31 protein-coding genes are annotated in these 26,568 nt (G+C 47.4%); 12 read left to right on the forward strand and 19 right to left on the reverse strand.

All coding sequences use genetic code 11. The features are described 5' to 3' along the window. The 5 genes from AC6R10_RS08900 to AC6R10_RS08920 all read right to left on the reverse strand — a co-directional run. The coding region (locus AC6R10_RS08900; RefSeq protein ID WP_500672028.1) for a M16 family metallopeptidase at nt 1–364 on the reverse strand (364 nt) is incomplete at its 3' end. Nucleotides 365–565: 201 nt separating this feature from the next. Continuing rightward, nucleotides 566–790, reverse strand: a complete 225-nt coding sequence (locus AC6R10_RS08905) for a hypothetical protein (RefSeq protein ID WP_500628654.1) — start codon at nt 788–790, stop codon at nt 566–568. A gap of 162 nt (nt 791–952) precedes the next feature. After that, nucleotides 953–1,174, reverse strand: a complete 222-nt coding sequence (locus AC6R10_RS08910) for a VF530 family protein (RefSeq protein WP_334552347.1) — start codon at nt 1,172–1,174, stop codon at nt 953–955. 69 nt (nt 1,175–1,243) lie between these two features. Then, a complete protein-coding gene (locus AC6R10_RS08915; protein WP_487903780.1) occupies nt 1,244–1,909 on the reverse strand; it encodes an SDR family NAD(P)-dependent oxidoreductase in 666 nt (221 codons plus the stop codon). A gap of 38 nt (nt 1,910–1,947) precedes the next feature. Then, entirely contained in the window at nt 1,948–2,541 is a 594-nt protein-coding gene (locus tag AC6R10_RS08920) for a TetR/AcrR family transcriptional regulator (RefSeq protein WP_500672029.1), read from the reverse strand. Nucleotides 2,542–2,651: 110 nt separating this feature from the next. Between AC6R10_RS08920 and AC6R10_RS08925 the strand changes: the two genes are divergently transcribed. The 3 genes from AC6R10_RS08925 (at nt 2,652) to AC6R10_RS08935 (ending at nt 4,778) form a co-directional block, all read left to right on the forward strand. Then, nucleotides 2,652–3,194, forward strand: a complete 543-nt coding sequence (locus AC6R10_RS08925; protein WP_500672030.1) for a carboxymuconolactone decarboxylase family protein — start codon at nt 2,652–2,654, stop codon at nt 3,192–3,194. Nucleotides 3,195–3,367: 173 nt separating this feature from the next. Beyond that, complete coding sequence (locus AC6R10_RS08930; protein ID WP_487903783.1) at nt 3,368–3,763, forward strand: hypothetical protein; 396 nt, start codon at nt 3,368–3,370, stop codon at nt 3,761–3,763. Nucleotides 3,764–3,875: 112 nt separating this feature from the next. After that, a complete protein-coding gene (locus AC6R10_RS08935; protein WP_500672031.1) occupies nt 3,876–4,778 on the forward strand; it encodes a homocysteine S-methyltransferase family protein in 903 nt (300 codons plus the stop codon). Nucleotides 4,779–4,864: 86 nt separating this feature from the next. On the opposite strand, the gene AC6R10_RS08940 is transcribed toward AC6R10_RS08935, so the two are convergent. The 5 genes from AC6R10_RS08940 to AC6R10_RS08960 all read right to left on the reverse strand — a co-directional run bounded on the left by AC6R10_RS08940 (nt 4,865) and on the right by AC6R10_RS08960 (nt 9,141). Next, complete coding sequence (locus tag AC6R10_RS08940) at nt 4,865–6,532, reverse strand: EAL domain-containing protein (protein WP_500672032.1); 1,668 nt, start codon at nt 6,530–6,532, stop codon at nt 4,865–4,867. Between the two features lie 233 nt (nt 6,533–6,765). After that, complete coding sequence (locus AC6R10_RS08945; protein WP_487903787.1) at nt 6,766–7,023, reverse strand: YrhK family protein; 258 nt, start codon at nt 7,021–7,023, stop codon at nt 6,766–6,768. After that, nucleotides 7,016–8,059 (reverse strand): AI-2E family transporter, encoded by a 1,044-nt coding sequence (locus tag AC6R10_RS08950; RefSeq protein WP_500672033.1) that lies wholly within the window; start codon nt 8,057–8,059, stop codon nt 7,016–7,018. The genes AC6R10_RS08945 and AC6R10_RS08950 overlap by 8 nt, the downstream gene beginning before the upstream one ends. 215 nt (nt 8,060–8,274) lie before the next feature. Continuing rightward, nucleotides 8,275–8,784 (reverse strand): hypothetical protein, encoded by a 510-nt coding sequence (locus tag AC6R10_RS08955; protein WP_500672034.1) that lies wholly within the window; start codon nt 8,782–8,784, stop codon nt 8,275–8,277. Nucleotides 8,785–8,877: 93 nt separating this feature from the next. Then, nucleotides 8,878–9,141, reverse strand: coding sequence for a hypothetical protein (locus tag AC6R10_RS08960; protein ID WP_487903790.1), 264 nt, complete (start codon nt 9,139–9,141; stop codon nt 8,878–8,880). Between the two features lie 312 nt (nt 9,142–9,453). On the opposite strand from AC6R10_RS08960, the gene AC6R10_RS08965 reads away from it, so the two are divergent. Beyond that, nucleotides 9,454–9,861, forward strand: coding sequence for a hypothetical protein (locus AC6R10_RS08965; protein ID WP_500672035.1), 408 nt, complete (start codon nt 9,454–9,456; stop codon nt 9,859–9,861). 131 nt (nt 9,862–9,992) lie between these two features. Here the strand turns inward: AC6R10_RS08965 and AC6R10_RS08970 are convergent, their stop codons facing one another. The 3 genes from AC6R10_RS08970 to AC6R10_RS08980 are packed head-to-tail and all read right to left on the reverse strand — an operon-like array spanning nt 9,993 to nt 10,994. Beyond that, a complete protein-coding gene (locus AC6R10_RS08970) occupies nt 9,993–10,190 on the reverse strand; it encodes a hypothetical protein (RefSeq protein WP_487903792.1) in 198 nt (65 codons plus the stop codon). A gap of 33 nt (nt 10,191–10,223) precedes the next feature. Then, nucleotides 10,224–10,388: a DUF1328 family protein gene (locus AC6R10_RS08975; protein WP_334552359.1), complete on the reverse strand. Its 165-nt coding sequence runs from the start codon at nt 10,386–10,388 to the stop codon at nt 10,224–10,226. 60 nt (nt 10,389–10,448) lie between these two features. Beyond that, nucleotides 10,449–10,994, reverse strand: coding sequence for a BON domain-containing protein (locus tag AC6R10_RS08980; protein WP_500672036.1), 546 nt, complete (start codon nt 10,992–10,994; stop codon nt 10,449–10,451). A gap of 351 nt (nt 10,995–11,345) precedes the next feature. On the opposite strand from AC6R10_RS08980, the gene AC6R10_RS08985 reads away from it, so the two are divergent. Continuing rightward, entirely contained in the window at nt 11,346–12,689 is a 1,344-nt protein-coding gene (locus tag AC6R10_RS08985; protein WP_500672037.1) for a sigma-54 dependent transcriptional regulator, read from the forward strand. 97 nt (nt 12,690–12,786) lie between these two features. Here AC6R10_RS08985 and AC6R10_RS08990 read toward each other — a convergent pair whose 3' ends face one another. After that, nucleotides 12,787–13,656 carry a DMT family transporter gene (locus AC6R10_RS08990; RefSeq protein WP_500672038.1) on the reverse strand — a complete coding sequence of 290 codons (870 nt, stop codon included), beginning with the start codon at nt 13,654–13,656 and terminating at the stop codon, nt 12,787–12,789. A 10-nt stretch (nt 13,657–13,666) separates the two neighbouring features. Then, on the reverse strand, nt 13,667–14,212 hold the full coding sequence (locus AC6R10_RS08995; protein WP_500672039.1) for a TetR/AcrR family transcriptional regulator: 546 nt from the start codon (nt 14,210–14,212) through the stop codon (nt 13,667–13,669). Between the two features lie 87 nt (nt 14,213–14,299). On the opposite strand from AC6R10_RS08995, the gene AC6R10_RS09000 reads away from it, so the two are divergent. Further along, entirely contained in the window at nt 14,300–15,373 is a 1,074-nt protein-coding gene (locus AC6R10_RS09000; RefSeq protein WP_500672040.1) for an alcohol dehydrogenase family protein, read from the forward strand. A gap of 76 nt (nt 15,374–15,449) precedes the next feature. On the opposite strand, the gene solA is transcribed toward AC6R10_RS09000, so the two are convergent. The 4 genes from solA to AC6R10_RS09020 all read right to left on the reverse strand — a co-directional run bounded on the left by solA (nt 15,450) and on the right by AC6R10_RS09020 (nt 20,674). Then, a complete protein-coding gene (gene solA, locus AC6R10_RS09005; protein ID WP_500672041.1) occupies nt 15,450–16,577 on the reverse strand; it encodes an N-methyl-L-tryptophan oxidase in 1,128 nt (375 codons plus the stop codon). Between the two features lie 134 nt (nt 16,578–16,711). After that, on the reverse strand, nt 16,712–17,602 hold the full coding sequence (locus tag AC6R10_RS09010) for an alpha/beta hydrolase (protein WP_500672042.1): 891 nt from the start codon (nt 17,600–17,602) through the stop codon (nt 16,712–16,714). Nucleotides 17,603–17,672: 70 nt separating this feature from the next. Beyond that, on the reverse strand, nt 17,673–18,533 hold the full coding sequence (locus AC6R10_RS09015; RefSeq protein WP_500672043.1) for a Fe(3+) dicitrate ABC transporter substrate-binding protein: 861 nt from the start codon (nt 18,531–18,533) through the stop codon (nt 17,673–17,675). Between the two features lie 17 nt (nt 18,534–18,550). Continuing rightward, nucleotides 18,551–20,674, reverse strand: coding sequence for a TonB-dependent siderophore receptor (locus AC6R10_RS09020; protein WP_500672044.1), 2,124 nt, complete (start codon nt 20,672–20,674; stop codon nt 18,551–18,553). Between the two features lie 238 nt (nt 20,675–20,912). On the opposite strand from AC6R10_RS09020, the gene AC6R10_RS09025 reads away from it, so the two are divergent. The 6 genes from AC6R10_RS09025 (at nt 20,913) to AC6R10_RS09050 (ending at nt 26,442) form a co-directional block, all read left to right on the forward strand. Beyond that, on the forward strand, nt 20,913–21,908 hold the full coding sequence (locus tag AC6R10_RS09025) for a FecCD family ABC transporter permease (protein ID WP_500672045.1): 996 nt from the start codon (nt 20,913–20,915) through the stop codon (nt 21,906–21,908). Then, entirely contained in the window at nt 21,905–22,873 is a 969-nt protein-coding gene (locus AC6R10_RS09030; protein WP_500672046.1) for an iron chelate uptake ABC transporter family permease subunit, read from the forward strand. The genes AC6R10_RS09025 and AC6R10_RS09030 overlap by 4 nt, the downstream gene beginning before the upstream one ends. Continuing rightward, the gene (gene fecE, locus AC6R10_RS09035; protein ID WP_500672047.1) at nt 22,873–23,637 is read left to right on the forward strand and encodes a Fe(3+) dicitrate ABC transporter ATP-binding protein FecE; all 765 of its coding nucleotides are present in this window, start codon (nt 22,873–22,875) and stop codon (nt 23,635–23,637) included. The genes AC6R10_RS09030 and fecE overlap by 1 nt, the downstream gene beginning before the upstream one ends. A 106-nt stretch (nt 23,638–23,743) precedes the next feature. Continuing rightward, a complete protein-coding gene (locus AC6R10_RS09040) occupies nt 23,744–25,186 on the forward strand; it encodes a PepSY-associated TM helix domain-containing protein (protein WP_500672048.1) in 1,443 nt (480 codons plus the stop codon). A 75-nt stretch (nt 25,187–25,261) separates the two neighbouring features. Continuing rightward, a complete protein-coding gene (locus AC6R10_RS09045; RefSeq protein WP_500672049.1) occupies nt 25,262–25,984 on the forward strand; it encodes a glutamine amidotransferase in 723 nt (240 codons plus the stop codon). Continuing rightward, nucleotides 25,981–26,442, forward strand: coding sequence for an RpiB/LacA/LacB family sugar-phosphate isomerase (locus AC6R10_RS09050; RefSeq protein WP_500672050.1), 462 nt, complete (start codon nt 25,981–25,983; stop codon nt 26,440–26,442). The genes AC6R10_RS09045 and AC6R10_RS09050 overlap by 4 nt, the downstream gene beginning before the upstream one ends. Nucleotides 26,443–26,568 lie beyond the last annotated feature (126 nt).

Consider the following 26,568-nt stretch of genomic DNA (forward strand, 5'->3'; position numbering starts at 1 on the left):
GATAGACGGTATGGGTATGGGTAGTGAAAGCGTTGAGGTGCTGGCCGAACGCCAGTCCCTCTTCACCGAATAGAGAGACTGTCTCATTTTTAGGAAAGGACTCAGTACCGTTAAACGCCATATGTTCAAGAAAGTGCGCGTATCCTTGTTGGTCATCTGCCTCATCTCTAGAACCGGTTCGAATCAAAAAGCGTGTCGATACTGCTTCCCCCGGTACTTCTTTGACATGTAGAACGAGTCCGTTGTCTAACGTCGTCGTTTGCCATCTCGTATCAGCCGTAAAAGACTGATCGATAAGGGTCGTTTTGCACCCTAATAACAAAGCACCCAATAAAAAACAGGCGAATATGTTTCTTGTAGTCATAGTTGTTCCTGTCAAGCCAAAACTGAACAAGAAACATACTACAGCGACCCCAAATAGCTTTAATTGTTGAGGGGGTTTGCGAGCACTTTCATGTATTTAAATAGTACTCATGTTACCCATGCAGCACATTCTAAGAGATGAAACATCAATGACTGTTTCTTGAAGCCAATGGTCAAATTCCATAAGTAAACTACGGCTTGCTCAACTTACAGAAAAGATCACTCGTTCACCCGATGCATGATCATCCAGCTCCAAAATCACACCTGAAAAAGTTTTGTCTTCTAACGCGGCTAAGATCACGTCTTTCTGTGTGGTCATGATGCGGCTTAAGAACGGTTTTATAGCAATCGTTGCTAACGCCAATGGAACACTCACCGTACTTTCTTTCACTTCGTTCGTGTAAGTCTCGATTCTGAACATTTTCATCGCTTACTCCATAATCAACCAGTGCCATATCAAGATACTGCAAATTTTGGAAAGTCGACTTGATGTATCTCAAGTACTGCATCAGCCACTCAAACCGTATCTTGCGTCAATCTCTCTCAAGCATAACGTTGGAGTAGCCTATAGCTTTACGAGCTTATTTGTTCATTGGCAGAAGGTTTCAATATAGAGCGCTTCCACTTTGTCTCTTGCCCATTGAGTTCGGCGTAAGAACTTCAGCGACGATTTTATGGAAGGATTGTTATAGAAACAGTTAATTGGAATCTCTGCATCCAACCCCTCCCAGCCATAGTGCTCTTGTAAACGTACAAGTATTTTCTCAAGGGTTAAACCATGTAACGGGTTATTGGGTTGCTCTTGGCTCATTGTCAGCGATTCCTAGTCAGGTAAGGGACGAAGAGTTTAGCAGATTAATGTGAGCCGGTGTTCCTAACTCTAGATCCGATTAACCGTGATATCTGATACATATCCATTGCCTACCTGTTGCAAGGCACTATGTATCATCTCTGCTACCTCGTCCGGATGCATGAACGAATGAGTATCTAGCGATTTCCCACTTGTCGGCCAAAACTCAGTATCCATCCCGCCAGGATAGACAGCGACCACCTTCATCGGCTTGCTTTTTAACTCCAGCCTGACCGATTCAATCAAACCTTTCACTGCCCACTTTGCCGCACAATAGGTGGATTCACCGGCTTTCGGTTGAAGAGCTGCAGTAGACATCACCATTACAATTGTCACCGGTTTATCTTGATACCGACGCACGGCCTCTCGTAGCACATTGATCGCCGAGTGCAGATTGTTATCAATCAGTGTGCGGATTTTATTGGGCTCTTGATCATCAATCGCTCCAAAGTAACCAGAACCAGCACAATGAATAATGGTATGAGGCGGCGTCTTTATATTTGAAAACAGCGACTCTGTCTCAAAATGATCAGTGAGGTCGCAAGCATAACAGGCTGATGTGGTCGGTATGCCATCCAATACGCTTTCGAGTTTTTGCTTGCTCCGGCCAGTAATGAGAACGCGCTCTCCCTGCAACGCATAGCGCTTTGCCAATGACGCACCTAAACCGCTGCTCGCTCCTGTTATCACTATCATAAAAACTCCTGTTTAATCTTAGAAAAACGTGTAATCAGCTATTTGTGTGGCCATTCACGCCGAAAACCGTTCATCATGGTTGCGATCAATTCCTTTAACGTATCGTCGTCACTGCGACGTGAGTACGCTCTAAGACCTGTGAACTGGATCTGGAACCATTGTGCAAGGTGCAGTGGGTCTTGCTCTTCTACCTCACCGTTGGCAATCGCTTGTTCGAACAATGTGACAAGAAAAGCTTCGAATTGATTCGCTAAGCCCTGCGTTTGCGAGCGAAGCGTATCAAATCCTTCATCAAACTCACTGGCCGATTTAACTAACATACAAATGGCACTGGGATTTGTATGGCGCTGCGTGATCACCACATCTAAAACAAACGCTTCTAGCGCGGACAAAACCGTAGAATGTTGCGCTAAGTGAGACTCAAATTGACCCTGAAGGTTAGTGACGTACATTTTTAATGCTTCACAGTACAACCCTTCTTTTGATCCAAATGCCGCATAGATGCTACCAGGGCGAAGGTTCACATTCTCTTGTAAATCTCGGGTAGACGTCGCATGAAAGCCTTTCTTCCAGAATAGATCGGATGCGACCTTCACGACTTCCTCACGTTGAAATTTTTTTGTATTCGCCATGATTAACCACCATTTTTGAACATGTGCTCAATTTTATATTGAGCGATCGCTCAAAATCAACTATGCTGACTCTGTCGAACTTAATCAGCATCACTACCAGGAGATGAAACATGGCAGAATTTAAACTATACACCGCAGAAAACGCGCCAAAAGAGTCCAAGCCTCTAATCGAAAACTCAGTAAAAGCATTTGGGATGCTACCCAACCTTCATGCTGTGATGGCTGAATCTCCAGCACTGCTGGAGGGGTATCAGGTATTACATGGTCTGTTTCAAAGCACCTCATTCAACGCAGAAGAATTGACAGTCGTTTGGCAAACCATCAACGTCGAGCATGGCTGTCACTACTGTGTACCGGCTCATAGCGCTATTGCAACGTCAATGAAAGTGGACCAAGAGATCGTCGATGCGCTGGTTAACCGAACGCCACTGGCGGACCAAAAACTTGAGACACTTCGCGAAACAACGCTGCAGATGGTGCGTCAGCGAGGCGTGATTGACGATGCGCAGATTGAGCAGTTCTTCGCAGCCGGTTATGGTCAGCAGCAGCTATTGGAAATCGTACTTGGACTTGCACAAAAAGTGATGAGTAACTACACCAATCACCTTGCTGATACACCGATCGACGCGCCTTTTAAAAAGTTCGCCAAATAACCCGCATTCCATTATTAGCGCTGGTTCTGAATCACAAAACCAGCGCACATTTCTGCTGATATAGAAAATGCGGCAATTAACCTCGCCATTCTTTTCCGTTTTTCTTCCTACATTAACCTTTAAAATAGCGGCTGAAGCATCGCAACCCAAAGCACCTAGTTTTGAGGCTAACTATGGATCCTCACGCCCAGCACTTACTTCAACACCTTTGCCAAGAGTACGACTCGCTCTCAGAACTTCATCAAACGAGTCCATTTCCCGAGTTTTCCGCCACCATAAGTCATGAACATGGACATTGCTTGGTTCACTGCCCGCTCGGCAGCCAGAGACTCTCCATTGTTTCGGTAAATTTTGCCCCCTATGTTCGTGGTCAAGGTGTGTTAAAGCGGTTTATTCGCTACATTCAAAGCCACCCTTACCAATATCGAGGTGTTGAGGTGGCCACCATACAAAACCAGAGCCTAGCAAAACGGCTATTAAATCTTGGGTGGCAGCACAAATCACTATTCAACAAAATGTTTAGACGCCAGGCGCCAACGTTGATCTGTGACTTCGACCAAATGACTTGAGCGCATCTTCTGTACATAGCTCATGATGAAATTGAATAAGGCTGGGTTTTACTCTAAAGAAAAAGTGATCTACATTGGGACTTAGAAAAGTTAGAAGTATAGATGGCTAAAAATGACAACATTGACGATTCTTGACGGAGGAATGGGAAGAGAGCTCAAGCGAATTGGCGCTCCTTTTTCTCAACCACTTTGGAGTGCTCAAGCCCTAATTGAGGCGCCTCATTACGTGAAACAAGCCCACGAAAGCTTCATCGATGCAGGCGCTGAAATCATCACAGTAAATAGCTACGCGTGCGTACCGTTTCACCTGGGTGAAACCTTGTTTTCAGAACGAGGGCCCGAGCTGGCCAAGTTAGCAGCAAAGCTCGCTCGACAAGCCGCTGACGAAAGCAAACGCGACGTTCTTGTCGCAGGTGCTATTCCGCCTTTCTTTGGCTCATATCGGCCTGAATTGTTCGACGCCGAGAGAGCCGGCGCTTTGACTCACGCGTTGTATCACGCTCAAGCGCCTTATGTTGATCTCTGGCTGGTCGAGACGATTTCAAGTTTGGAAGAAGCGCGCGTGATAGCAAAGGCAATGAGTATCAGCGACAAGCCCGTCCACTTTGCTTTTACGCTTATCGATGAAGTCACTGAAGAAGCAAAACTTCGTTCGGGTGAATCGGTAAAAGAGGCGGTGACTTTAATGCTAAGCCGCCAAGCAGATGGTCTGTTTTTTAACTGTTCGATTCCCGAAGTGATCGAACAAGCACTTATCGACACGACTTCGGTCATCAACGCCCTCAATGCTACGATGACGCTAGGGGTTTATGCCAATAGCTTTTCTCCTATTCTATCGGGGCACCAAGCCAACGGTACACTCCAAGAAATGCGACACTTTTCACCGCAAGAGTACTTAGAGCTCGCCAAAGTGTGGGCGAAACGTGGCGCGAGCGTCATTGGTGGCTGTTGTGGGATTGGACCTGAGCACATTGATCACCTCTCAGAGTGGAAGCATACTCTGAGGTGTCGCTAGGTGGGTTACAACGCCCACCTGTCGACAAACAAATGTGATAACGATGTGAGATAGCCTAGCTTTAGCCTCTGCACTGAGGTGTCCTATCACTCGACACTCTGATCCAATTCTTCAATCGACTCTTCGTGTAGGTACGCCTCGATCGGTTTAGGCCTACCCAATCCAAAACCTTGCAGATGAGAAGCGCCTAGCTCTTGCATAAAAGCTTGCATATCCGCACTTTCAATCCCCTCAGAGACAAGGCTCATTCCTTTGTCTTTGCATAGCTGAACCAGATAAGTCACCAAGTTTCGGCAGGACGCATCGTGCTGACAATCTTCAACTAAGCTTTTATCGAGTTTAATTTGATTCAGTGGTTGTCGAAATAAGCTTATGATTGAGCTGTAACCTGCGCCAAAATCATCCAGAGATATCTCAAATCCCGCCTGTTTAGCTTTTGAGATTTGGTCATGACACACCGTACTACTATCGAGAATGTGAGACTCCGTCAACTCCAATACGATCCTCGAAGTCGGCACCTTGTATTGATTTGCAATCGACACGATATCGGTCACGAAGTCTGGATCTCTCAATTGAATCACCGACACATTAATATTGACCTTAGGTCGGTTATCACTATCAATGGGGCAACGACGCACAAACTCACACGCTTTACTAAAGACTAGCTTTCCCAATGCAGAAATGAGACCACGCTGCTCGGCGAGTGGAATAAATTCAACCGGCGACACATAACCTAAGTCATGATGTGTCCACCTGGCGAGAGCCTCATAACTGATGACTTGATTCGTTACACTGTCAAAAATCGGTTGCACAGCGATGGTGATGTCTTCATTTTCTATCGCCGATCGAATCGAATCTTTGATAACAAACCAGCGGTCAATAGCATTTTTCACATCCCCTTGATAGACGGTGATCCCGCCATTATCAGACGCATAATCGGTAATCTGATAAAGAAGACTTAATGGGCTATCGCGATCCAAATCGCATTCATACAAACCGCCGACTGCAACATCATCGGTCAGCAGATGCTCATCGACATAGATCTCGTCATTGAACGCTTCAAGCAATGATTTCAACGCCAGAGTCAATGCCTCAACAGATAATCCAGATAGCGTTCTTAATACAAATTGGGTTTCGGAAACTCGATAGATTTCGTAGTCACTTTGTTGTTCGTTTACCCATTTGACTAACCGCGCAACGACTTCTTTCGCGAAGCTGCCACCCCAAAGTCGATCGTAATCTTTGAAATTATCCACAGACACAGTGATAAGCACAGCACTATCCTCATTATGTTCGATATCTTCGATCCATTTGAGTCTGTTGTACAACCCTGTGTCCCCATCGTGATAGGCGACACGATAGAAATACTCTCTTAGCAACTTTTGTTCACTGATATCACGGTGAGAGCCGACCATGTAACTGCCTCCCTCATCGGCAACAATGACGCCCGTTGCCTCAAGCCAAATGTACCCGTTGCTCTTTGTTTTCACGCGGTACTCGGTGACCATTTCACGAGAGTCGCCTTGCTCATGCTCGTCCACACGTTCACTCAACAGTGCTTTGTCGATAGGATGAACCAATGACAACCACTGTTCCAAAGTAACCTCATCGGAGGGCAGATCAAACTGACTATAAAAGTGCTGGTTGTAGTGTCGAATCACTCTATCCCTACCCATAAACCATGAACCATCTCGACTCATATCGAAAATATGGCTCATTTTGCTTAGCAGCAATTCGATCTCTTTTTCTTTCATTCCGTACTCCATCAACGGTTCAACCAGTCTCTCGACGTCATTTTTCGCTGCGTGCCATCCCTGACCACAACAGACTTATTATAGTTGTCAATACGTTAGGTTGCCCAATATCATCAAACACTTACCATAAATAAATGAGAAATGTGACCGATTAACGAATCGACGACAAATTTTCATATATACGGACTTCATGGATAAAAAGATGACTGTGAACGGAGCAATGTTTGTAGGCATCATTCGCGCTGGATGTGACTGACATGCACAAGGTTAGTTAGCTTGATAGCCGGTTTAATAAGCAACTGGGCACTACCGACAATAAATAACCAAGTACCACCCAACATAAGTGCATCGTTTAAGAAAAAAATACTACCGACCAAAAACCAAATCGCTATGAGTAAATCGTTGACTGCCCCGAGGGCGTCATAACGCCTTTGAACAACAAGGTGACGCTTTCCCAGACCCAAATCGAGCTCATCCACATATTCATTCATGCTCACCTCCTCGGCTCAGTGTTGGCCAGTCGACCAATTGGACACGCTCTCTCAACAAGTTGACACTGACGAGCAAAGGGACTGCAACCAAAAATCCGATCCCCCCCCAGAGCCATCCCCAGAAGGATAACCATACGAAGATAACCAGTGGATTTAAATTGAATCGTCGGCCGAGCAGCGTCGGCGTGACGAATTGGCTCTCAACTAAGTTCAACACTAAATAAAGCGAGGTCGCCGCCAACACTAAGCTCAAGGAATCAAACTGCAAGTAGCCCACAAGAGTAAAACTTAAGGCTGAAATGAGCGGTCCGACATAAGGGGCAAAATTCAGCATGCCTGCCAATGCCCCCCAAAGAAAGGGGTCAGTCATCCCTAATATCCAGAACACTAAGCCCACCGCGACACCCAACCCTACGTTGACCAAAGTGATGGTACTGACATAACGCGAGAGATCGCTTTGCAACGCTTTAACTAACCCCACGACTTGTTTTTGCTGCGAAAAACTATCCAGACAATGTACCATTTGCCTATATAAACCACGACCGTGATTGAGCATAAAATACACCATAAACAGCACCATCATCGCGTTAATAACGATGGCGGGCGTTGCCGTTGCTAAGCTTTTCAGCAACGAAAAAAGCGTACTGTCACCCATGTCATCCATATCACCGGCTATCGATAGCGACTCTCCGGTTTGTTGTTCTGTCGTCTTGGCCACTTCGCTCACTTCCTGAGTGACACTTTTTACGATATCAGGCAGTTGTGACCACCACTGCTTGACGGGCTCTGACATAGCCGAAAAACCTACCAACGACACGCCCACTAAGCAAGACAGCACGAGAACAACGACTAAGGTTCTAGGTATCCCCTTGGATTCGACGTAGTTGATGAAAGGACTACACATCAGCGCAATAAAACTACTGACAACCAGCGGCATTAAAAACGCTTTGGCAAAGTACATAACCGGCACTACTGTGACAACGACAAACAGTACTGATAACACGAGACTCATGGAAACGGTGATACGACTTTTCATCGAACTATCTACTCCCCGCGATACGTGTTAACACAGACCGGACAATGAGCCGACTGAAGTGCCTCGAAAGTGACGGACTGAGACTGGCTTGATGTGCCACAGCTGCACCGCAAAGCGCCATTCCACCAAAGGCAAAACAAGGGTACCTATCAATGAAACGAGCGGTTAAGTGCCAACATAATCGGTAATGCAGTAAACACTGATTGAGTGCCACTTTACTCTCCACTCGAGTGAGCTCGGTTTCCTTTTTCAACTGCTTGAGTGAGCGCATCCCACCCCTCCTTAATTTGCTGTTTAGTGTGTGTATAGCCTACAAGCCTCAGTAACTGATTTTGTCGCCATATCAGCAAGATAAGGCTAAAACCAAGTGAACATAGCGCAGTCAAAACCGCAAGCGGGAGTTGGGATGTCCACCAATAAATGATGATGCCGAGTGAAACCGAAAGACTAAAAATAAAAAGCACCAACAACAGCACAAATAGGATCGAGCATAGCAGCGCCGATCCCAACGCTCTTGCATTCAATTGACTTTCTAGCCGAAATAGCTTCGCGCTCGACAGCAGCCAAGAGCGAATGAGGACGCTCAAGCGTTCTGATTCTGCTGCGATGCCAGCCAAGTCGTCCCAGATCTCCTGAGGCTGTGATCGATGAGGCTCGCTCAACTGCGCTTTCTCCACCTCTGAGTCGATACCTGCACTGTCACTGTGTTGTTCGTCTTTTGTCATTCGGATACTCACTGGTTATGCTGTTTAAACAGGTGGATTCAAACGCGCAACGTGCCTGTTGCACGCATCAATCGTTCCGTATTTGTCTCAGTGCTATTTGATCAATTTAGATACTGCCCAACCAGCTAAAAACGCACAGCCGATACTCAACAGTGGCCTCTGCTTAATGACATCGCCCGCTGAATGAGCGACCTGCTCTGCTTGGTGACTGCTTTCACCCCACTTTTGTTGTGCTTCTTGCTTAATCGCATTAACGGCTTCGAACGCCGCTTTTTCTGCGAGTTCGTACGCCTCTTCCAACTGCTCTTTCGATTTCTCTGCTGTTTCTTTCGCTGTTGTTTGTTTTGCTGTAGCCATGGAAATCTCCTAACAATGAGTAATGAGTTCAAAGTAGAACAAGCGAGAACCGTGCCACCCATAAATTTATTTCCACATCTCATAAAACGATGACTTTAAAAGCTCTCATGGTTGAATGTTAATGTAATTTTTTCTTTGTTAAGCCATAAAATCGGTAAATTTTTCATGGTGTATAGAGAACAAATAAAATATCAACGTAAAGAACAACACTAAACAAATAGCTCGTACTGGCATATTACCTGCACCAATAAAACAGATGGTTTTTAAAAATTTTAATGTGAGAAAAATATTGATGAATTATGAGAGGTATCAATGAAGTTAACCACCCATGCGCTAGAGAATATGCTGACCTCTATTATCCATCATCATGCCCGTAGTCTAACTCTGCTTAAAAAACGGCCCAATAATGCATTAACGAGAAGTGCTCATCGCTTTGTCGTTGTAGAGCAAGCGCTAATGAATAGAGTCGCCAAGCTGCTTTTCAAACAGAAGTCTCAGCAGGTATTGTCACGCCTTGCTCACGCACAACGTTCTCACTCAAAAGATGACCAATCGTTTGATGACTATCAGCACATGTATCATGCGAATACCCAACTGATCATAGCTCTTCGCACTCATTTGCGAGAGATAACGGATCGTTCATTGACCTTGCAAATTTCGTATTGGGTCGCCGCGATGCAGATGGAAAATGATGAAATAGAAAAGCAGCTCCAACTCTAATTAAGTTCATCTCTCATGTGGTGAAGATAATAAGATAGGTAAGGGCGTTCCCTCTAAGGAAATAAATTTATTCTAGACTAAAAAAGGGAGGTTAACCCTCCCTTTTTGCTTACTAAAAATTAAGAAAAAGATTAACAATCTTCATCTTCAGCCTTCAGCTCTTCTTTAATATTCTCACAGCTGTCTTCAATGGCATTTTGAGTATCTTGTACGGCCTCATCCATTTTTTCACCGGCTTTTTCCATCGGGCCTTCTTCACTGCAAGCCGCTAAGGTAAACATTAATCCCAGTGGGATTAGCCATTTCATAATAGAGTGATTGTTTTTCATATTTCGCCTTCCTATATCAGTTATCAATTTTTATTAACGTCTACTTGTAAAGTACATCACCAAAGAAACAATCAGAGACAAAACAAACAAATAGAAAATAAGTTGTGCGATAGTGGCTGCAGCACCTGCAATGCCTGTAAACCCTAAGAGTGCAGAAACCAACGCCAACAGCAGGAAAATAAATATCCAACGAATCATCACAAACTCCTTATTGGAACGTATTGCATTAACGTGCGGGATTTGAATGCGATGACGTTTCTATTGAACAATTTCTAGCTTGTCGATAACGCGTGTCACATCATTGGTGTTGCTGGCAATCAAGATAGCCAGATCGTGTTCGGCGTCAGAACTCACTTGTCCGGCGAGCGTCACTGCTTGCTCTTGCGTGGTAACTTCTATAGCACTGCCACTGACGTTGGTATCCAACAATAAGCGGGTTTTGACAATTGCGGTGATTTTTGTGTCTGTCATCGCTTCAAGTGTCTCTGAAGTAGCTTCGGCAGACATCTCAGAAACTGTGAGCTTATTTTCTACCGATTTGACGCCATCTAGACCAGAAATAAGCTCTTGTGCGAGGGCCTTTTCCAAATCATTGTTAACAGAACCTGTGAGCGTCACCACACCTTCATTGACATCCGTGTTGATATCAAACGAATTGAGGTTGCTATTTAGAAGTAACGTTGTTTCTGCCTTCCCATCCAACCAAGCATCTTTTGCCTCTTCTTGCCAATTATTTTCCGCATATACGGCTGTTGGAACGGAAATCAATGTCGTTAAAGCGATCGCTGTGGCTAACTTATTCATTGTTACTCTCCATAGTTGACGTTGCTAATGAGTGTTCACTTTTGCCAATGTCACGTTGCAAACCTCACGCCAAAAACGTAACCATATGAATATTAACGATTTAAATTATTTTCCTAACAATACCATCTTTCATAAGTCGAAAGGTTTTGAATTATTTACACACCGCACATGTAATATTTTAGTGTTCACTTTCACCAGCGATTGTTTACTGCACAAGTCGTTGAACTCAACTCATATTGTTTCTGGTTCGGTTATTTTCGTGTATTTGAATGAATGATGACATTCACATTCCTTGTGCCTATACAATAATGCGCGTACATTGACTCTATCAAAGTAAAAAGGACAACGTTTATGTCGCTACCCACTCTGCTTATCCAGTTGTCTGATCCCCAATTAAGCGACATGATTCATTCCAGTACTGAGCTGTCGAATTTTAATGTCACCCTCTGCTCTCACGCAGACGATTGGATTACACTACTCGAAGATAAACAGCCCGATGTTGCATTGATTGAAGTCACGCAGCTTAACCACGACGACTACCAACGTCTTCGTACTCGAGATCTGTTCGACTCGATGGAGCTCATTTTGATTAGCTCAGGCGATCCGCATGACAACATCGATGCCCTCCCTCATCTAGGCGCCGTTTTCCATTATAGAAAACCGGTTGATGTGTCCGTCCTAAATGAAACTTTGCGTGAGATCAGCCAGTTCTATCAGCAAAGTCAAACAAAGGGCGAAGCCATTACCACCAGCGACTTAGACCAATTTGGTCTGTTGCTCGGCTCCTCTTCGCAAATGCACGAACTGTACAGGACACTGCGTCGCGTCGCTCGAACCGAAGCGAATGTCCTTATCGTTGGCGAAAGCGGCTCTGGTAAGGAGCTGGTCGCTCAAACTATTCACCTTGCGAGCAAGAGGAAGCAGCAACCGTATATTGCCATTAACTGCGGAGCAATTAGCCCAGAACTCGTCGACAGTGAGTTATTTGGGCATGTAAAAGGGGCGTTTACTGGCGCAAATAAACCGCATGATGGTGTATTTAAGCAAGCACAAGGCGGTACTTTGTTTCTTGATGAAGTGACTGAAATGCCGATTGAGCATCAGGTTAAGTTATTGCGCGTCCTTGAAACAGGAGAGTATCGTCCCGTTGGAGACAGCAAAGTTCACATCGCGAATGTGCGTGTCATTGCCGCCACAAACCGTGATCCTAAAGAAGCCATCGAGCAGCAACTCTTTCGCGAAGATCTCTATTTTAGGCTTTCTCATTTCCCCATTTACGTCCCACCACTTAGAGAACGTGGGAATGATATTGTCGGCCTAGCGAAGCATTTCATTGCTCACCGCAATGCAAATGAAAACCAAGTAAAAACCATTCTTGACAGTGCGCTTGATAAAATCGCCGCTAGCGAATGGCCTGGTAATGTGAGAGAGCTAAAACATACCATAGAGCGCGCTTTCATACTAGCCGACGACGTTATTGGTGAAGAGCACCTAGTGTTTGATGCGCCTCCACTAGAAACAGGGTCCCCCATCGAAAACCTCGTCCCCGCAGGCGTTGCACTGGAAACGCTAGAGAAAGCCGCTATCTTGAATACGCTTGAAGAAACTGAGGGCAATAAAACTGAGTCGGCAAACAAACTCGGTATCAGTGTCAAAACGCTCTACAACAAACTTGAAAAATATCAAGATGAGTAAAACAACATGCTTCGCCAACCACATTTTCTCTCTTAAGGGACTTATAGCGACTCAAACATTGTTAAGTGCTTTAGCACCAATACGTCGCTTGTGTTGCTCATTTTCTCCAAAGCATCGGCGCGCGATACACCATTAGCGCCAGTAGAATCATTCCACAGCCAATTTGGTTGGAGAAAGTCAGCCTCTCTCCGTACACGCTGACACTTAACGCCACAGTCCACACAGGCTCCAAAATCATGATGAATGCGGCACTCGCCGTCGCCATGTACTTTTGGGCCGTTGTCTGCATTAAGTATCGAAGGCTGGTCGCTAATAATGTGCTCGCTGTGAACCACGCCCAAATATCCGCATCGACGGTATCTGGCCAAACCTCGAACCAAGCACTGGCAATCCCGGCCATCACTCCCGTGACAAAAAGCTGCAAGGTCGTCAGAAGCAACGTTGGTACTTCACGTGCAATTCGACTGTTAACGTTAAAGTGAAGGGCCAACATGAGGGCTGCACAACCAAACCACATTTGACCCTGTGACAACTGCCAAGACTCACTAGGATCGTGCGCCAATAACGCAAGACCCAACACTGCAAACGGAAGTGCGAACCAGAACCACCGCTCGGGACGTGTGCGAAACAGTACCCAAGCTGTCAGCGGGACCAAGAGCATGGAGAGACTCATGATAAAAGCCCCTTGACCCAGCGCATGACTGATGTCAATCGCGTGAATCCAGCACAACAGTGCCGAACCCAATAACACCCCAACGCCAGCGGATTTCCCGCAGGCCACTAACGCTGTCTGCTTCCATGCTTTGTAGCAAAACGGCATCAAAAACAGGGACGCCAAGATAAAGCGACTACTGATAAAAGCAAATGCAGGAAGGCCGCGCACTGTCTCTTTGGAAAAAATCCATCCTAAAGCGGCAAGCATAGTGGTCAAAAGTAATAGGTAGGCGGAATATTTCTCAAATTTCATGGTGGCCCCATTAACGAGCATCGTTCAAGAGTTGCAAGACATGGTCGACGGTTTGATCCCAGGTGTGAGATGGCAACTCCAACGCAGAAGAAGCGGTGATCCCTTCATAAATGAGCATCAATAAGGCCGAAAGGTGAGGTCGTGATACGCCATCTTGCTGGAGTCTAGTGTCAAAATCCTCGCTAAGGCGGCGCTTATAATCGCGGACATAATCTACGATGTCATCATGTTTCCCTTGATACTCAGCCAGAGCATGTAGGTAAAAACAACCACCGTGATCTTGCTGCTTGTGCCAATGGCGTAACGCGAGAAAAGGGACTAAGGCCTTAAAGGAATACTCCGTTTGCTGCTCCACTTCTTTCAAGCAGGCCCAATAGCGTGCTTCCCTTTCCTTCATAATCGCGAGGATCAACGCCTCTTTGCTCGGGAAATGTTTATACAAGGTACGCTGAGTGGTATTCGCGTGTTGGGCAATCTTGGCAACGCCAGTTCGATGAAAGCCTTCTTGATAAAACAATTGCTCGGCGGCGTTCAGCACATCGTCTCTTTTTGACATTGACACTCCAAGATGAAAGTATAGTGATCACTATACACACAATATCAAGTATCGATCGCATTGCAAGAAAAAACAGGGGAGCGACCTATGGAGCCAGAGAAAACCATGAAAGCCATCGTCACTACCGCTCAAGGTGGTTTGGACAAATTGGAGTACAAAGATATACCGATGCCGACACTTCAACCCGGCGAGGTACTGGTCAAAGTGCTTGCCGCCGGCGTAAACAATACAGAAATCAACACTCGTATGGGTTGGTATTCACAAGACGTGACTGGCTCAACGGACGACATGGCGAACCAGGAGCAATTTAGCTCACTGTCTGATGGAGGTTGGAGCGACGCCACACCTTTTCCATTAATCCAAGGGACGGATGCATGTGGGATTGTAGTCGACGCCTTCGATGTAACGAATCAATCACTGCTCAACCAGCGCGTTTTGGTTCGTCCCTGCATCCGCAAACACGGTTTTGACAGCCTAGACAACATCTGGATGGCCTCGGATTTTGATGGCGCTTTCGCTCAGTACGTCAAAGTACCTGCCACTGAAGTCTTTACGGTTCAATCCAGTTGGAGTGACGTCGAACTGGCGAGCATTCCCTGCGCATATGGTACTGCGGAGAATATGCTGCATCGTGCCCAAGTTTCGCGCTCTGATACCGTGCTTGTGATAGGAGCCTCTGGCGGCGTAGGTTCAGCCGCTGTTCAATTAGCAGTACGTCGTGGTGCTAAAGTCATCGCGGTCGCTTCAAAAGCTAATCATTCTGCCATCCGAGCACTGAAGGTTTCTCAGGTCTACGACCGAAACGCAGACTTACCAAGCATTCTTGGTGAAAACAGCGTTGATGTTGTGATTGATAACGTCGCCGGCGACAAATTTGGTCAACATTTAGCGCTGCTCAAACGTGGCGGCAGAATCGCTACCTCAGGCGCAATTGCAGGACCTATCGTCAACATAGATTTGCGTAAGCTCTACCTCAAGGACATCACACTGATAGGCACGACAGCATGGGATGAACCCGTCTTCGCAAACTTAATTGGTTACATTGAGCGAAATGAAATTCAACCTTTGGTCGCGAAGACGTTTCCTCTTAAAGAAATTGCCAACGCACAGACGGAGTTCTTACGCAAACGCCATCTTGGTAAGTTTGTGTTGATCCCATAAACACCACCGCTCACCCGAGCCATTGCCGCGGTGAGCGTAATGCTCCGCATCGCAGCCGATAGATACCTGATGCGTTTTATGCCGAGAATCGTTTAAGGGAAAACATGGATATATCGTATTGCGTCTGCCCATTGGAGGCAAGCTCGCTTAACATCTCCCCTATCACGCTCGCAAATTTGAACCCGTGACCAGAAAAGCCCGCCGCAATCAGTACATGAGAATGCTGAGGGTGCCTGTCGACGATGAAATTCTCGTCTTCTGTCATACTGTACATACATGTTTTTCCGTACATTAAATTGCCAACATCTGGCATCACTGCGGCTAAGAAACGCTCCAAATCATGGCTATCATGCACACTGTCATAAGGCTCTATGTCCAAGTTAGGGTCTTGCGCTCGCCCACCATCATGACGCCCAACTTTGAGGCCCGCTTGGTCAATACTCGGGAAACCGTAATAGATGCCTTCTGGTGAATCAAAAGAAAACGCTGGAAAATGGTCTTGCCCATACTTTGTCTCCTCAGCTTCAAACCAAGCGAAGGTTTTTCTGGTCGGTTGCATCGGCAAGGTCAAATTGAGTTGGCGAAGTATCTCTGCTGACCAAGCGCCAGCTGAAACAATCAACCGGTCAGCAGAGATCACTGTCTCTCCAGAGGTGAGTGTTGCGCCTGACTCATGGATGTCAATACTATCAACGCCGTGGTAAGTCAGTAGCTCAGCACCGTGCCCAATGGCTAGGGTCCGATAGGCGCGAATACACGCTTCACAGCGCAATACGCCCGATGTGGATTCGAAACAGCCGATATAGTTGTCTGGTAAGCTAATGCCGGGGAAGCGTTCACTTACTTGCGAGGCATCAAGAATATCGAGAGGTAACTGGTACTTAACGGCACTGGCAATAAGGGTTTGAATAAATGGAGATTCCCGCTCTCCCATATTCAGAACGCCGGTGTTAAGAAATAACGACTGATTAGATTCTTGCTCCAACTGCTGCCACAAGGCTTGCGCTCTAAGCGCGAGAGGTACATAAGCCTCTCCTTCACCATAGGCGTGACGAATTATTCGGGTTTCACCATGATGACTCGCATTGTGGTGGGGAGGATCCCCGGCATCCAACAAAATGACTTTCTGTCCTTTTTTCGCTAGAAAATAACCAGCGGCCATGCCCATAGACCCGGCCCCGACGATAGCAACGTCATACTTCACAATTCACTCCTTGACGCGCGCAAAGCGGCTTTGTAGACGCATGCGCTGTTTGTTATGCAAACCATTGTTTCAGCCAATGAGTCAAACATCAAGACAAGGAACCTTAGCCTACATTGGTGATGAACGGCGAAGACTTACTTGGCGTGCTGCAACAACCAGTTGTGCAGCAACGTTGGCCAGCAAGAGACCGGATGCTCTTTTGCTCCATGCAGTCCAAAACCATGCCCTCCGCGCTCAAAAAGGTGCATCTCAACAGCGACACCCTGATGCCGTAGTGCTTGCCAATAGTGAAGGCTGTTGTTGACAGGCACTGAGTCATCATCGCTGCAATGGAGGAGAAAACAGGGAGGATGAGCGGCCGTGACTCTCTCTTCAAGTGAAGCATTCGTTACATCTTGCTCACTTGGGTCTTCACCAAGTAGCGCGGCCTTTGAGCCCAAATGAGTCATCTCGGAGTGCATAGTGATCACGGGATAAAGTAATACGCAGAAGTCGGGAGCAGTCAACGCGGCGTCATCTGCCCTTAGTTTGCTCACTGCGCATTCATTAGTGTATAACCCCGCTAGATGGCCACCCGCAGAGAACCCCATTACACCCAGATGCTCTAGTGGCCTATTAAGCCGTATGCTTCGAATCAACGACATCGCTTTTTGCACATCGACCAGTGGCGCCATACGCCCTTCCGTGTGCGCGCCATGTGGCAAACGATAAGAGAGTAAAAACGCCGTGTAACCATGCTGTACTAACCAGCGAGCGGTATCGGCCCCTTCACTGTCAAAAGCTAACCTCTCGTAGCCTCCCCCGGGGAGAATCAGTATGCCAATACCATTAGGCGTGTCGGGCTTAAAGACCAATAGCTCGGGCGATGTCACCTCTGATAGCGCTCTATCGGGTTTGCTCGGTTCAGTACTACGTTCAACAAAAGTGGGAGTGAGCGAGTTAGGGGCCTCACACTCTGGCCAAAGAGGGATTACAGTTTGGTTAGGAAACCAATGCTCAAGTGAATGAAATCGGTGCGGCGCCATAAGCGGTTCTCATCATAAAGTGTCAGCGACCAGTATACGTCGCTGACACTCAATCAACCTACAGCGAGGCTCAATCCTGTGGTGATTTTGCCATCGCCTTCTCAAGATCACGGACGATAGCTTCAGCTGCTAAGATGCCTCGATTAAGCGACCACACCTGCGGAGAAACCTCGATAGCCTGCTGATTGCCGCTAATATTCAGCAACCTATAGAGCGGATTGTCTTGCCATTGATCAAGTAGCGTTGTTGTCGAGCGTTTACTGAAAAACAACCAATCTGGATTGACTTTCAACAACAACTCAAAATTTGCCTCGACGAGATGGCTCTCGGTCAGTTCAGGCATTGCGGGTTGTAACCCGAGCTCAGCCAACAAGCTACCGGTGTAGGACTGAGGGCCGTGTAACCACATCCCTCGATCATTCACGTTAGCGAACTGTACGTTACCTTGCCCTTGAAAACGCCCTCGATGGGCCTCAATGAACGCGCGATGTTGAGCGATCCTTGCTTGCATCTCCGATGCTTTACCAACAGCCTGCCCAATGGTCAACGCCGAGTTCAAACTATCTTGGTAACTTTCACCACGACTTTTTAACAGTAAGGTCGGGGCAATGGCATTGAGATCATCCAAACTGACTCGATGACGGTGCGCATCCGCGATGATCAAATCCGGTTTCAATTGGGCAATCACCTCTAGATTGGGTTGAGACCGTATTCCAACCGATGTCCAAGGCTGAATACGTTCTCTTACTTGAGGAATAATTCGCTCTGGATCATGATCATCGGCAATCCCAACGGGGGATATTCCCACCACCGCCAGTGCATCCACAAAAGAATACTCCAATGCAACAATCCGCTGCGGGTACGCCGCTTCATTGGTGCCTCTGATATTTGCTTGTACTGTGCTCACACACAGTACAAGCAGCACACCCATTATATTGGCCAATCGCATCAGAATTGACCCGTTAAGCTCAGTGTCACTTCGCGAGGATCACCTGCGTAAATACGATGGCTATCCGTGCCTCCAACGTAGTACGTTTCATCAAATACGTTGGCGAGATTGAGCGATACTCGGTAATCCGTCATCTCATATTGAACACCGAGATCCACGGTGACATAAGCAGGCAACTCCACTCTCGAGCTCGGATCTTCGCTAGTGTATCGCGCACCTTCATAATTCGCGCCGAGTGTGGTTCCCACGACACCGCCCGCAATCTGATAAGGGAAGTTATATTTAGTCCAAACATAGGCGTCATGGTAGGCAGACATCGGCGTGCGATTTCCTTCTATCGTCTCATCAGCATTCGCTGCAATTCTTGAATCAACATAAGCATAACCAAGCTTGACTTGCCAGTTGTCCACGGGCTGCATTAGCAGTTCCGTTTCAATCCCTGTACTACGTACTTCACCAAGCAATTCATAATCGCCGTTGTCGTTTTTCTCAACCACGTTCGATTTCTCAATGTCAAAATAGGCCAGCGTCCATTGGCTGCCCAATCCCATCAAGTCGGTTTTGAGACCAATTTCGTATTGACGTCCCTCTTCAGGATCAAACGCCTCATCACTGGCACTTTTCTTTTCAACACTATTGGGATTAAAGCTCTCTCCATAACTCGCGTAGAGCGATGATCGAGCCGCTAGCTTATAAACAACGCCAGCTTGCGAGACCCATGCATCCGTGGATTGAGTATCTTGAGTTGACTTACTGATGTAATCGAAGTCTACGTCTTGGCGCATGTAGCGCACGCCCGCCATCAGCGTCCAGTCGGGAGTAAGGTAGACAGTATCTTGAAGATAAGCACCGTAGTTGGTGTAGTCGGTAATGCGATGATCCACGTTATACGCACTCTCATCACGCTCTGTGATATCGATGGGTTCGAAAAAGTCTACACTGCTCGTCGCGTAGGTTTCACGCAAAAAATCGCGCTTTTCTAAGCCGATATTGGTACCAATCAGCAGTTGATGCTCAATATCGCCAAGCCAAATACTGCCTGTGCTCCTCGCATCAATAAAATGATATTCACGCTTATTGACTTGATCTCTATCTCTCACGGTAACCGACTGTGACGTGTCTTTTACATCACGTGTCTCGTAGAGATGACGCGAGTCTTCATGCCACACACTGCGCCAATCAAGGGTAAGATCAAAGGCGCGAGTCAATGCGGTATTAAAAGTGGCGAACGCCACAAGTCCCTTATCTTCGTCTGTGTCATCCGCTGATTGATAATGGGTATCCAGCGAAGCAATCTGTTTGATGTCGTTATCGAGGACAGCCAGTCCGTTGTCTGCCACACGCTGCTCAGACTGAAGCTCTAAGCCAAAGGTCAGCGCTGTGGCCGTTGACGGTTGATAGGTTAAACTAGGGAACAGATAATAGTTGGTCTGATCGACGTCTTGACGATACGAGTCGGACTGCTCACCACTCACAATCATTCGATACAACCATGTTTTGCTGCTGTTAAGTGGCCCTGTCGCATCGAGCGTACCGGTAAATCCATTATTCTCGCCAACGCCACTGACCTCTGTGAGGTAACTACTTGCAGATACGTCGTACGTAACGGAAGCAACCTCTTTCGGTTTCTTAGTAATGATGTTGACCAGCCCACCCGGCTGTATTTGCCCATAAAGTATCGAAGCGGGGCCTTTGAGGATTTCAACACGCTCAACGTTCACCGTTGTAGGAGAGCCGAAACGAGACGCTAATCCAGGCAGGCCATTCACTTGAATGGTATTTAAATCTGCGGGCATACCTCGGAGTGTAAAGCTATCTGCGTCTACCCCAGAGCGGCTTAACCCTGTGGTATAGCCATAGGCATCATCCAGCGTATTGGCGCGGATATCTTGAAGAAATTGTTGGTTGATGATGTTAACCGTATGCGGCGTTTCCAACGGATCCACATCGGTTTTGGTCGCGGTGTTGACGCTAGGGTCGAGATACGAATTTTGTTGACCGACGATGACCATAGTGTCGAGTTCAGCTGTCTCGTCGCTAGAGCGGTCTTGTGCCATCGCAACCGAGGTAACGCCTAGCGAGAGGGCCAGGCATTGAGTGATAGTATTTGCAGCAAATTTCATAGATGAGATAAAAACCTTACATGTACGCGCTTATGCGCTTTTTGTTGTCGTGATCGTGCTCGACTGGCTCGTCAGCCGGCAAGATATGCGCATGGTAATTATTATCATTAGCATTGCAACTCAAAATACAGCTTTTATAACTATTTTTTATTTATCTAATGATGAAATTGATTGTAATTATCATAACGGTTACACTTCCGCGCTTCGTACAATCGTCAATAGAATGGAGTCACTCCCCATGTTGACTTCTAAGCAGATGGTTTGGCTGTGTTTTTCGCTCACCTTGTTGAGTGGAGTGAGCTACTCTGTCATCGCGTGGTCTAGTTTCCCTCTCAGCGTGATTGACCTTTGGTATTCCATGAGCACCAGCCCATCACCGAGTATTGAGCAACAAATCATTCGAACAATACGCATCCCTCGCGTCTTATCTGGCATGGTGATCGGCGCAAACCTCGCTGTTGCTGGACTGCTGATGCAAGGAATAACGCGAAATCGACTCGCCTCTCCTTCTGTACTAGGGATTAACTCTGGTGCGGCTTGCGTCATGGCACTTGGTGCCCTCAACCTACCTATACTGTCTGAATTTCCCAGTATTCTGCTAGCAGGTATCGGCGGTATGCTAAGCGGTGCAACCGCCATGTTGTTAGGTGGCGTGTTTAGCTCTCGCTCCAGTCCCCTAAAATTGGTGCTTGCAGGTATTGCGCTTAATGCCTTGCTGATAGGTCTCACGCGAGCTTCTGTGATACTTGTCGACGATAACGCTTATACGATCATCACTTGGCTTGCGGGTTCCATCTCCTCTTTGGGTTGGAAGGAATGGCATACTCTATGGCCAATCAGCTTAGTTGGGCTAACGATGGCCGTAACGGTGAGTCGTCACTTAAACCTTATTGCCCTAGGTAACGAGTCAGCGATCAGTCTCGGTATCCACATCCCTAGGACCCAAGCCATCACGAGTATCGCTATCCTATTGCTCACCGCATCAAGTGTTGCCGTCGCAGGGCCGATTGGATTTGTTGGCTTGCTGATTCCACACATAGCAAAACGCTTAGTCGGCAGTAACTACGTCGTGTTAGTGCCCGCTTGCGCACTGCTCGGCGCAGCGCTAGTCACATGGGCAGATGCTTTGTCACGCTCTATCGCTTTTCCCGCAGAAACGCCCGTTGGCGCTATCACAGCACTGATTGGTACCCCCTGCTTTATCTACCTCGCTATTCGTCACTCAGACTCATGAACAGACTTGTATTTTTTACTCTCTCTGCCATCTTGATTAGCTTGATCGCTGTCAGCCTAATTGCCGGCGCAACGCATTTATCCTCTGTTCAAGTGGCGCACACTCTGATCTACGGGGGAGAGTACGACTTTGTCGTTAACCAATATCGATTGCCTCGTGTCATTTTAGCGATCGGTGTCGGCGCGGGCTTGGGGTTGTCGGGTGTCTTGGTTCAAGGGATCATTCGTAATCCATTAGCTTCTCCTGACCTCATGGGCATCAGTGCCGGAGCGGGGCTCGCAGCGACCGCATTGATGGTATTTTTTCCTCAGGCACCTAATCACTTGTTATCTTTGTCTGCACTGTTTGGTGGCATAAGCGCAGCGGCAATCATCTACATCATCAATACAACCACTCAACCCACACCAACAAAATTAGCCCTCATTGGCGTGTCGATCAGCGCTTTCCTTGCCAGCTTGATCGACTTTTTGATGGTGGTACACCCAATGGAAATCAATACTGCTATGGTTTGGCTTACCGGCAGCTTGTGGGGACGGAACTGGACACACGTTCCCACTATTTGGTTCACATTAGTGGTGTTGGTCCCCTATGCATTCTGGCTCGCTTGGCGACTCGATATTCTCGGTTTAGGCGACGACAGTGCCACCTCTCTCGGTGTCACTCCCACCAAACTGCAGTGGAGAGCACTGCTCTGCGCTGTCGTTTTGGCAAGTCTTAGCGTATCCATCTGCGGCACCATCAGCTTTGTCGGCTTGTTGGCACCCCACCTTGCGAAAATGCTGTTTGGTCATCAGCATAAAGCCTTGATTCCTGGCGCAGCGCTCATTGGCGGCTCACTTGTTCTTGCCTCTGACACACTGGCCCGCGGTCTGCAGCCACCAATAGAGCTACCCGCAGGTGTCTTAACCTCTTTGATTGGTGCGCCTTATTTCATTTATTTATTGCAACGTTACAAGGGCTGGTAATGATTACAGTACACAACCTGAGCGTCGGATACGGCGACGCCACGATAATCAACAATCTGAACCTTTCGATCCCCAAAGGACGCATCACTGCCCTAATTGGTCCAAATGGTTGTGGGAAATCCACGCTGTTAAAAGCACTGGCTCGGATACACAAACCCATGCACGGTGAGGTATTACTCGACGGAACCGCTTTATCATCGTTTGGGGAAAAGTCTCTGGCACAGCGGCTCTCGCTACTGCCGCAAACTCTCCAAAGTCCCGAAGGGATAAGCGTTCAACGACTGGTTGAATATGGCCGCTCCCCCTACCTTTCACATTGGGGCAGACTCAGTGCCCATGACAAAGCGCTGGTTCAGCGCGCAATGGAGCAGACCGGCATTTCAGACCTCGCGTCTGTGCCTCTTTCAAGCTTATCAGGAGGACAACGACAACGTGTCTGGATCGCTATGATCCTTGCCCAAGACACCGATGTCGTGATGTTGGATGAACCGACGACTTACTTAGATTTATCCCATCAGATTGAGCTAATGAAGCTGATGAGAGAGATGAACAACCAAGGGAAAACAGTGGTTGTGGTGCTGCACGATCTAAATCAAGCATGCCGCTACTGCGACCATTTAGTGGTGATGCACCGAGGTGAGGTCGTCTCTCAAGGTGCACCGAAGGATATCTTCACCCCTGAGTTACTCAAAAAAGTATTTTCACTCAACGCGCACGTCGTACCGGATCCTATCGCTCATACACCAATGTGTGTCGCGTGCTAAATACGCCAACAATATCAATATAAAAACAATAGACCGATATAACACAAGTACACGCCACCATCACCAATGTCGTCGCTGTGAATAAGGCAGCCAAAAGGAAATCGCTATGTCGTCAAGCTCGTTAGAAGCGAAGAGCGCTCAATCTCATCACATTAAATCACGCTACTTTATGACTTGGCGTTGGCATTTTTATGCCGGGCTTTTTGTTATCCCATTTTTGATCATACTCTCGCTCTCCGGTCTCATTATGCTGTTTGATGAGGAGATCGAATTCGCAAGGTACGAGTCAATATTAGCCGTTGAACCAGAACACCACACCACCTCTCTCACCCAGCAGATGGCTAGCGTCAACGCCGCTTTTCCTGATGCAACCATCACCCAATTCTCGCCTGCTCGCAGCGACGATACCGTCAATCGTTATTCGCTTGAAACACAAGATGGCCGCTCATTAATAGCCGCAGTGAATCCATATTCAGGCACACTGCAAGGTACGATTGAACGCAACCGGAGCGTGTACCAATGGGCAAACCGCATACATGCAAACCTGCTGATCGGTGACGTCGGCGATCGACTGCTAGAGATCGCTGCTAGCTTAGGCATCTTATTGGTTGTGACGGGCGTTGCCTTGTGGTGGCCAAATGATCATGGAAGACGAGCCGGTTTTCTAACGCTTCGCTTAGGTCAAGGCCGTCGAGTCTGGTTACGTGACTTACATGCCAACTTAGGTGGTGTATTGTCACTTGTGTTGCTGTTTTTCTTAATTTCAGGTCTCGCCTGGACTGGGATTTGGGGCGCCAAATTAACGCAAGCTTGGAACACCTTTCCCACCTACTATACATGGGGAGAAAAGCCGAATTCTCAGCTTACGCATCAAGACTTAAACCCAACTGGCCACAAACAGATGCCGTGGAATCTTGAACAAACCCCACTTCCTCAATCTGAGGAGGGTCCAACCCACGATCACACCAATATGACCACCCAGATGCCAGCGGCGACACACTCTCATCTTGGTAGTATTACGCTCGACGAGGTGGTGGAGCAAGCACATCAACTCGGCTTTACTCGCTACCATGTTTATCTGCCACTTAGTGAAAAAGGCGTTTACACGATTGCTGCCAATTCGATGAATGGCGACAATTTTGACCCTCGCGAAGACCGGACACTCCATCTCGATCAATACTCCGGGACGCCCGTTCTCGATGTAACGTGGCAAGATTACACCATATTTGCCAAATGGATGGCAGCTAGCGTGTCACTCCATCAAGGCGATGTCGGGTTGTGGAACAAGGTATTCAATGTTTTGTTTTGCCTTATTACGCTGTTTCTCTGTGTTTCTGGCACGATGATGTGGTGGATACGCCGCCCTCAACGCGCTCGATTAGGTGTGCCACCAACCTTTCAAAGTGATCGAGTTTGGAAGGTTGGGCTAGTGACACTATTCATCATTGGGCTACTCTTTCCGCTCGGCGGGATGACCATATTGGTTGTGTTGGCCATAGACGCTTTGATCATTCAACGGGTTGGTAAGCTGCGCCAGTGGTTTCAGTAGTCACCAGCAAGACATTGCGTCTAACCAGTAAATTCTCTAGATTACATCCATAACCAAGGAAGAGAGTTCACCACTATGAAATCACTGCTTATCGTCAACGTCGGTTCTGCACCCCAAAATCAGCTCGAAAAATATGGTGATTTTGAACTTTGGGCTCAAGAGGCGATTGGAACCACACCCCTGCCCATTCGCTTTCATGATGGTATCCATGGCCTCTTTCCACCTTATGATGAATTAGCGGGTATGATCATTATGGGATCGTTGTCGATGGTGACCGAGCAGACGGCATGGATGACATCACTGAGTCAGCATATTCGAGCGCTGCATCAGCAGCACATACCGATGCTCGGTATCTGTTTTGGCCATCAGCTGATCGCCCATGCTCTGGGTGGCAAGGTGGATGTTAATCCCCAAGGATTGGAGCTAGGCACGGTGGAAATCTCTAAACACCCAGAGCACGATCCACTCTTTTCTTCCCTACCGGATACCTTTCCTGCTCAAGCCATCCACTACCAATCGGTGCTCACACTGCCTGTTGGTGCTCACCGACTTGCCGCCAGCAAAATGGATCCTCACCATGCTTTTCGCGTGGGCGACAACACCTGGGGCGTACAATTTCATCCTGAGTTTTCTGCCACTATCATGAACGACATGATCGCAGACTTAAACACACAACTGGGCGATAAACTCTGCAGTGACCTGCAAACCAAGACCTGTCAAACACCGCTAGCGACGAGTATACTGCCGCGCTTCGCCAAGCACTGTCTCGACAACGTACTAACGCAGGAGCAAGCATGAAACTGGTCATCGCCAACGATCACAATGGGGTCGATTTAAAACGTCATCTCGTCGCGCATCTCTCTCAATTAGGTCATGAAGTGATTGATCTTGGCAGCGATACTAAGGAAACCACCCATTCGGCTTTTTATGCCGTTGAAGCATGCCAGTATGTAAAGCAAGGTGACGCTCGTTTTGGCATTCTCATCTGTGGTACGGGAGTGGGCATGTCTATTTGCGCGAACAAGGTCAATGGTATTCGCGCAGTCTTGGGCAGTGATGGCTACACGGTCAAACAGTCCCGTGAGCATAACGATACCAACATACTCGCTCTTGGTGCATTAACGACCGACAGAGTCAAAGCAGCGGAACTCGTTACGACTTGGATCCACACCCAGTTTGATGACAGCGTGAAAAGGCGGCTTCGTTTAGGGTTCATTCAGGATATTGAAGCCGATCAAACACTTCGTCGCTCCTGATTTGTCACATTCAGAGAAAAAATGTCACATGTATTATTATATCTTTTATGCTATGGTTGCATCGTCTTGGTAGACAACCAAAGACAACTAGCCATTTGACGATACTGTGCGTTGTACTATCCACAG

This window comes from Vibrio sp. R12-SG2-ISO1 (assembly GCF_059834045.1).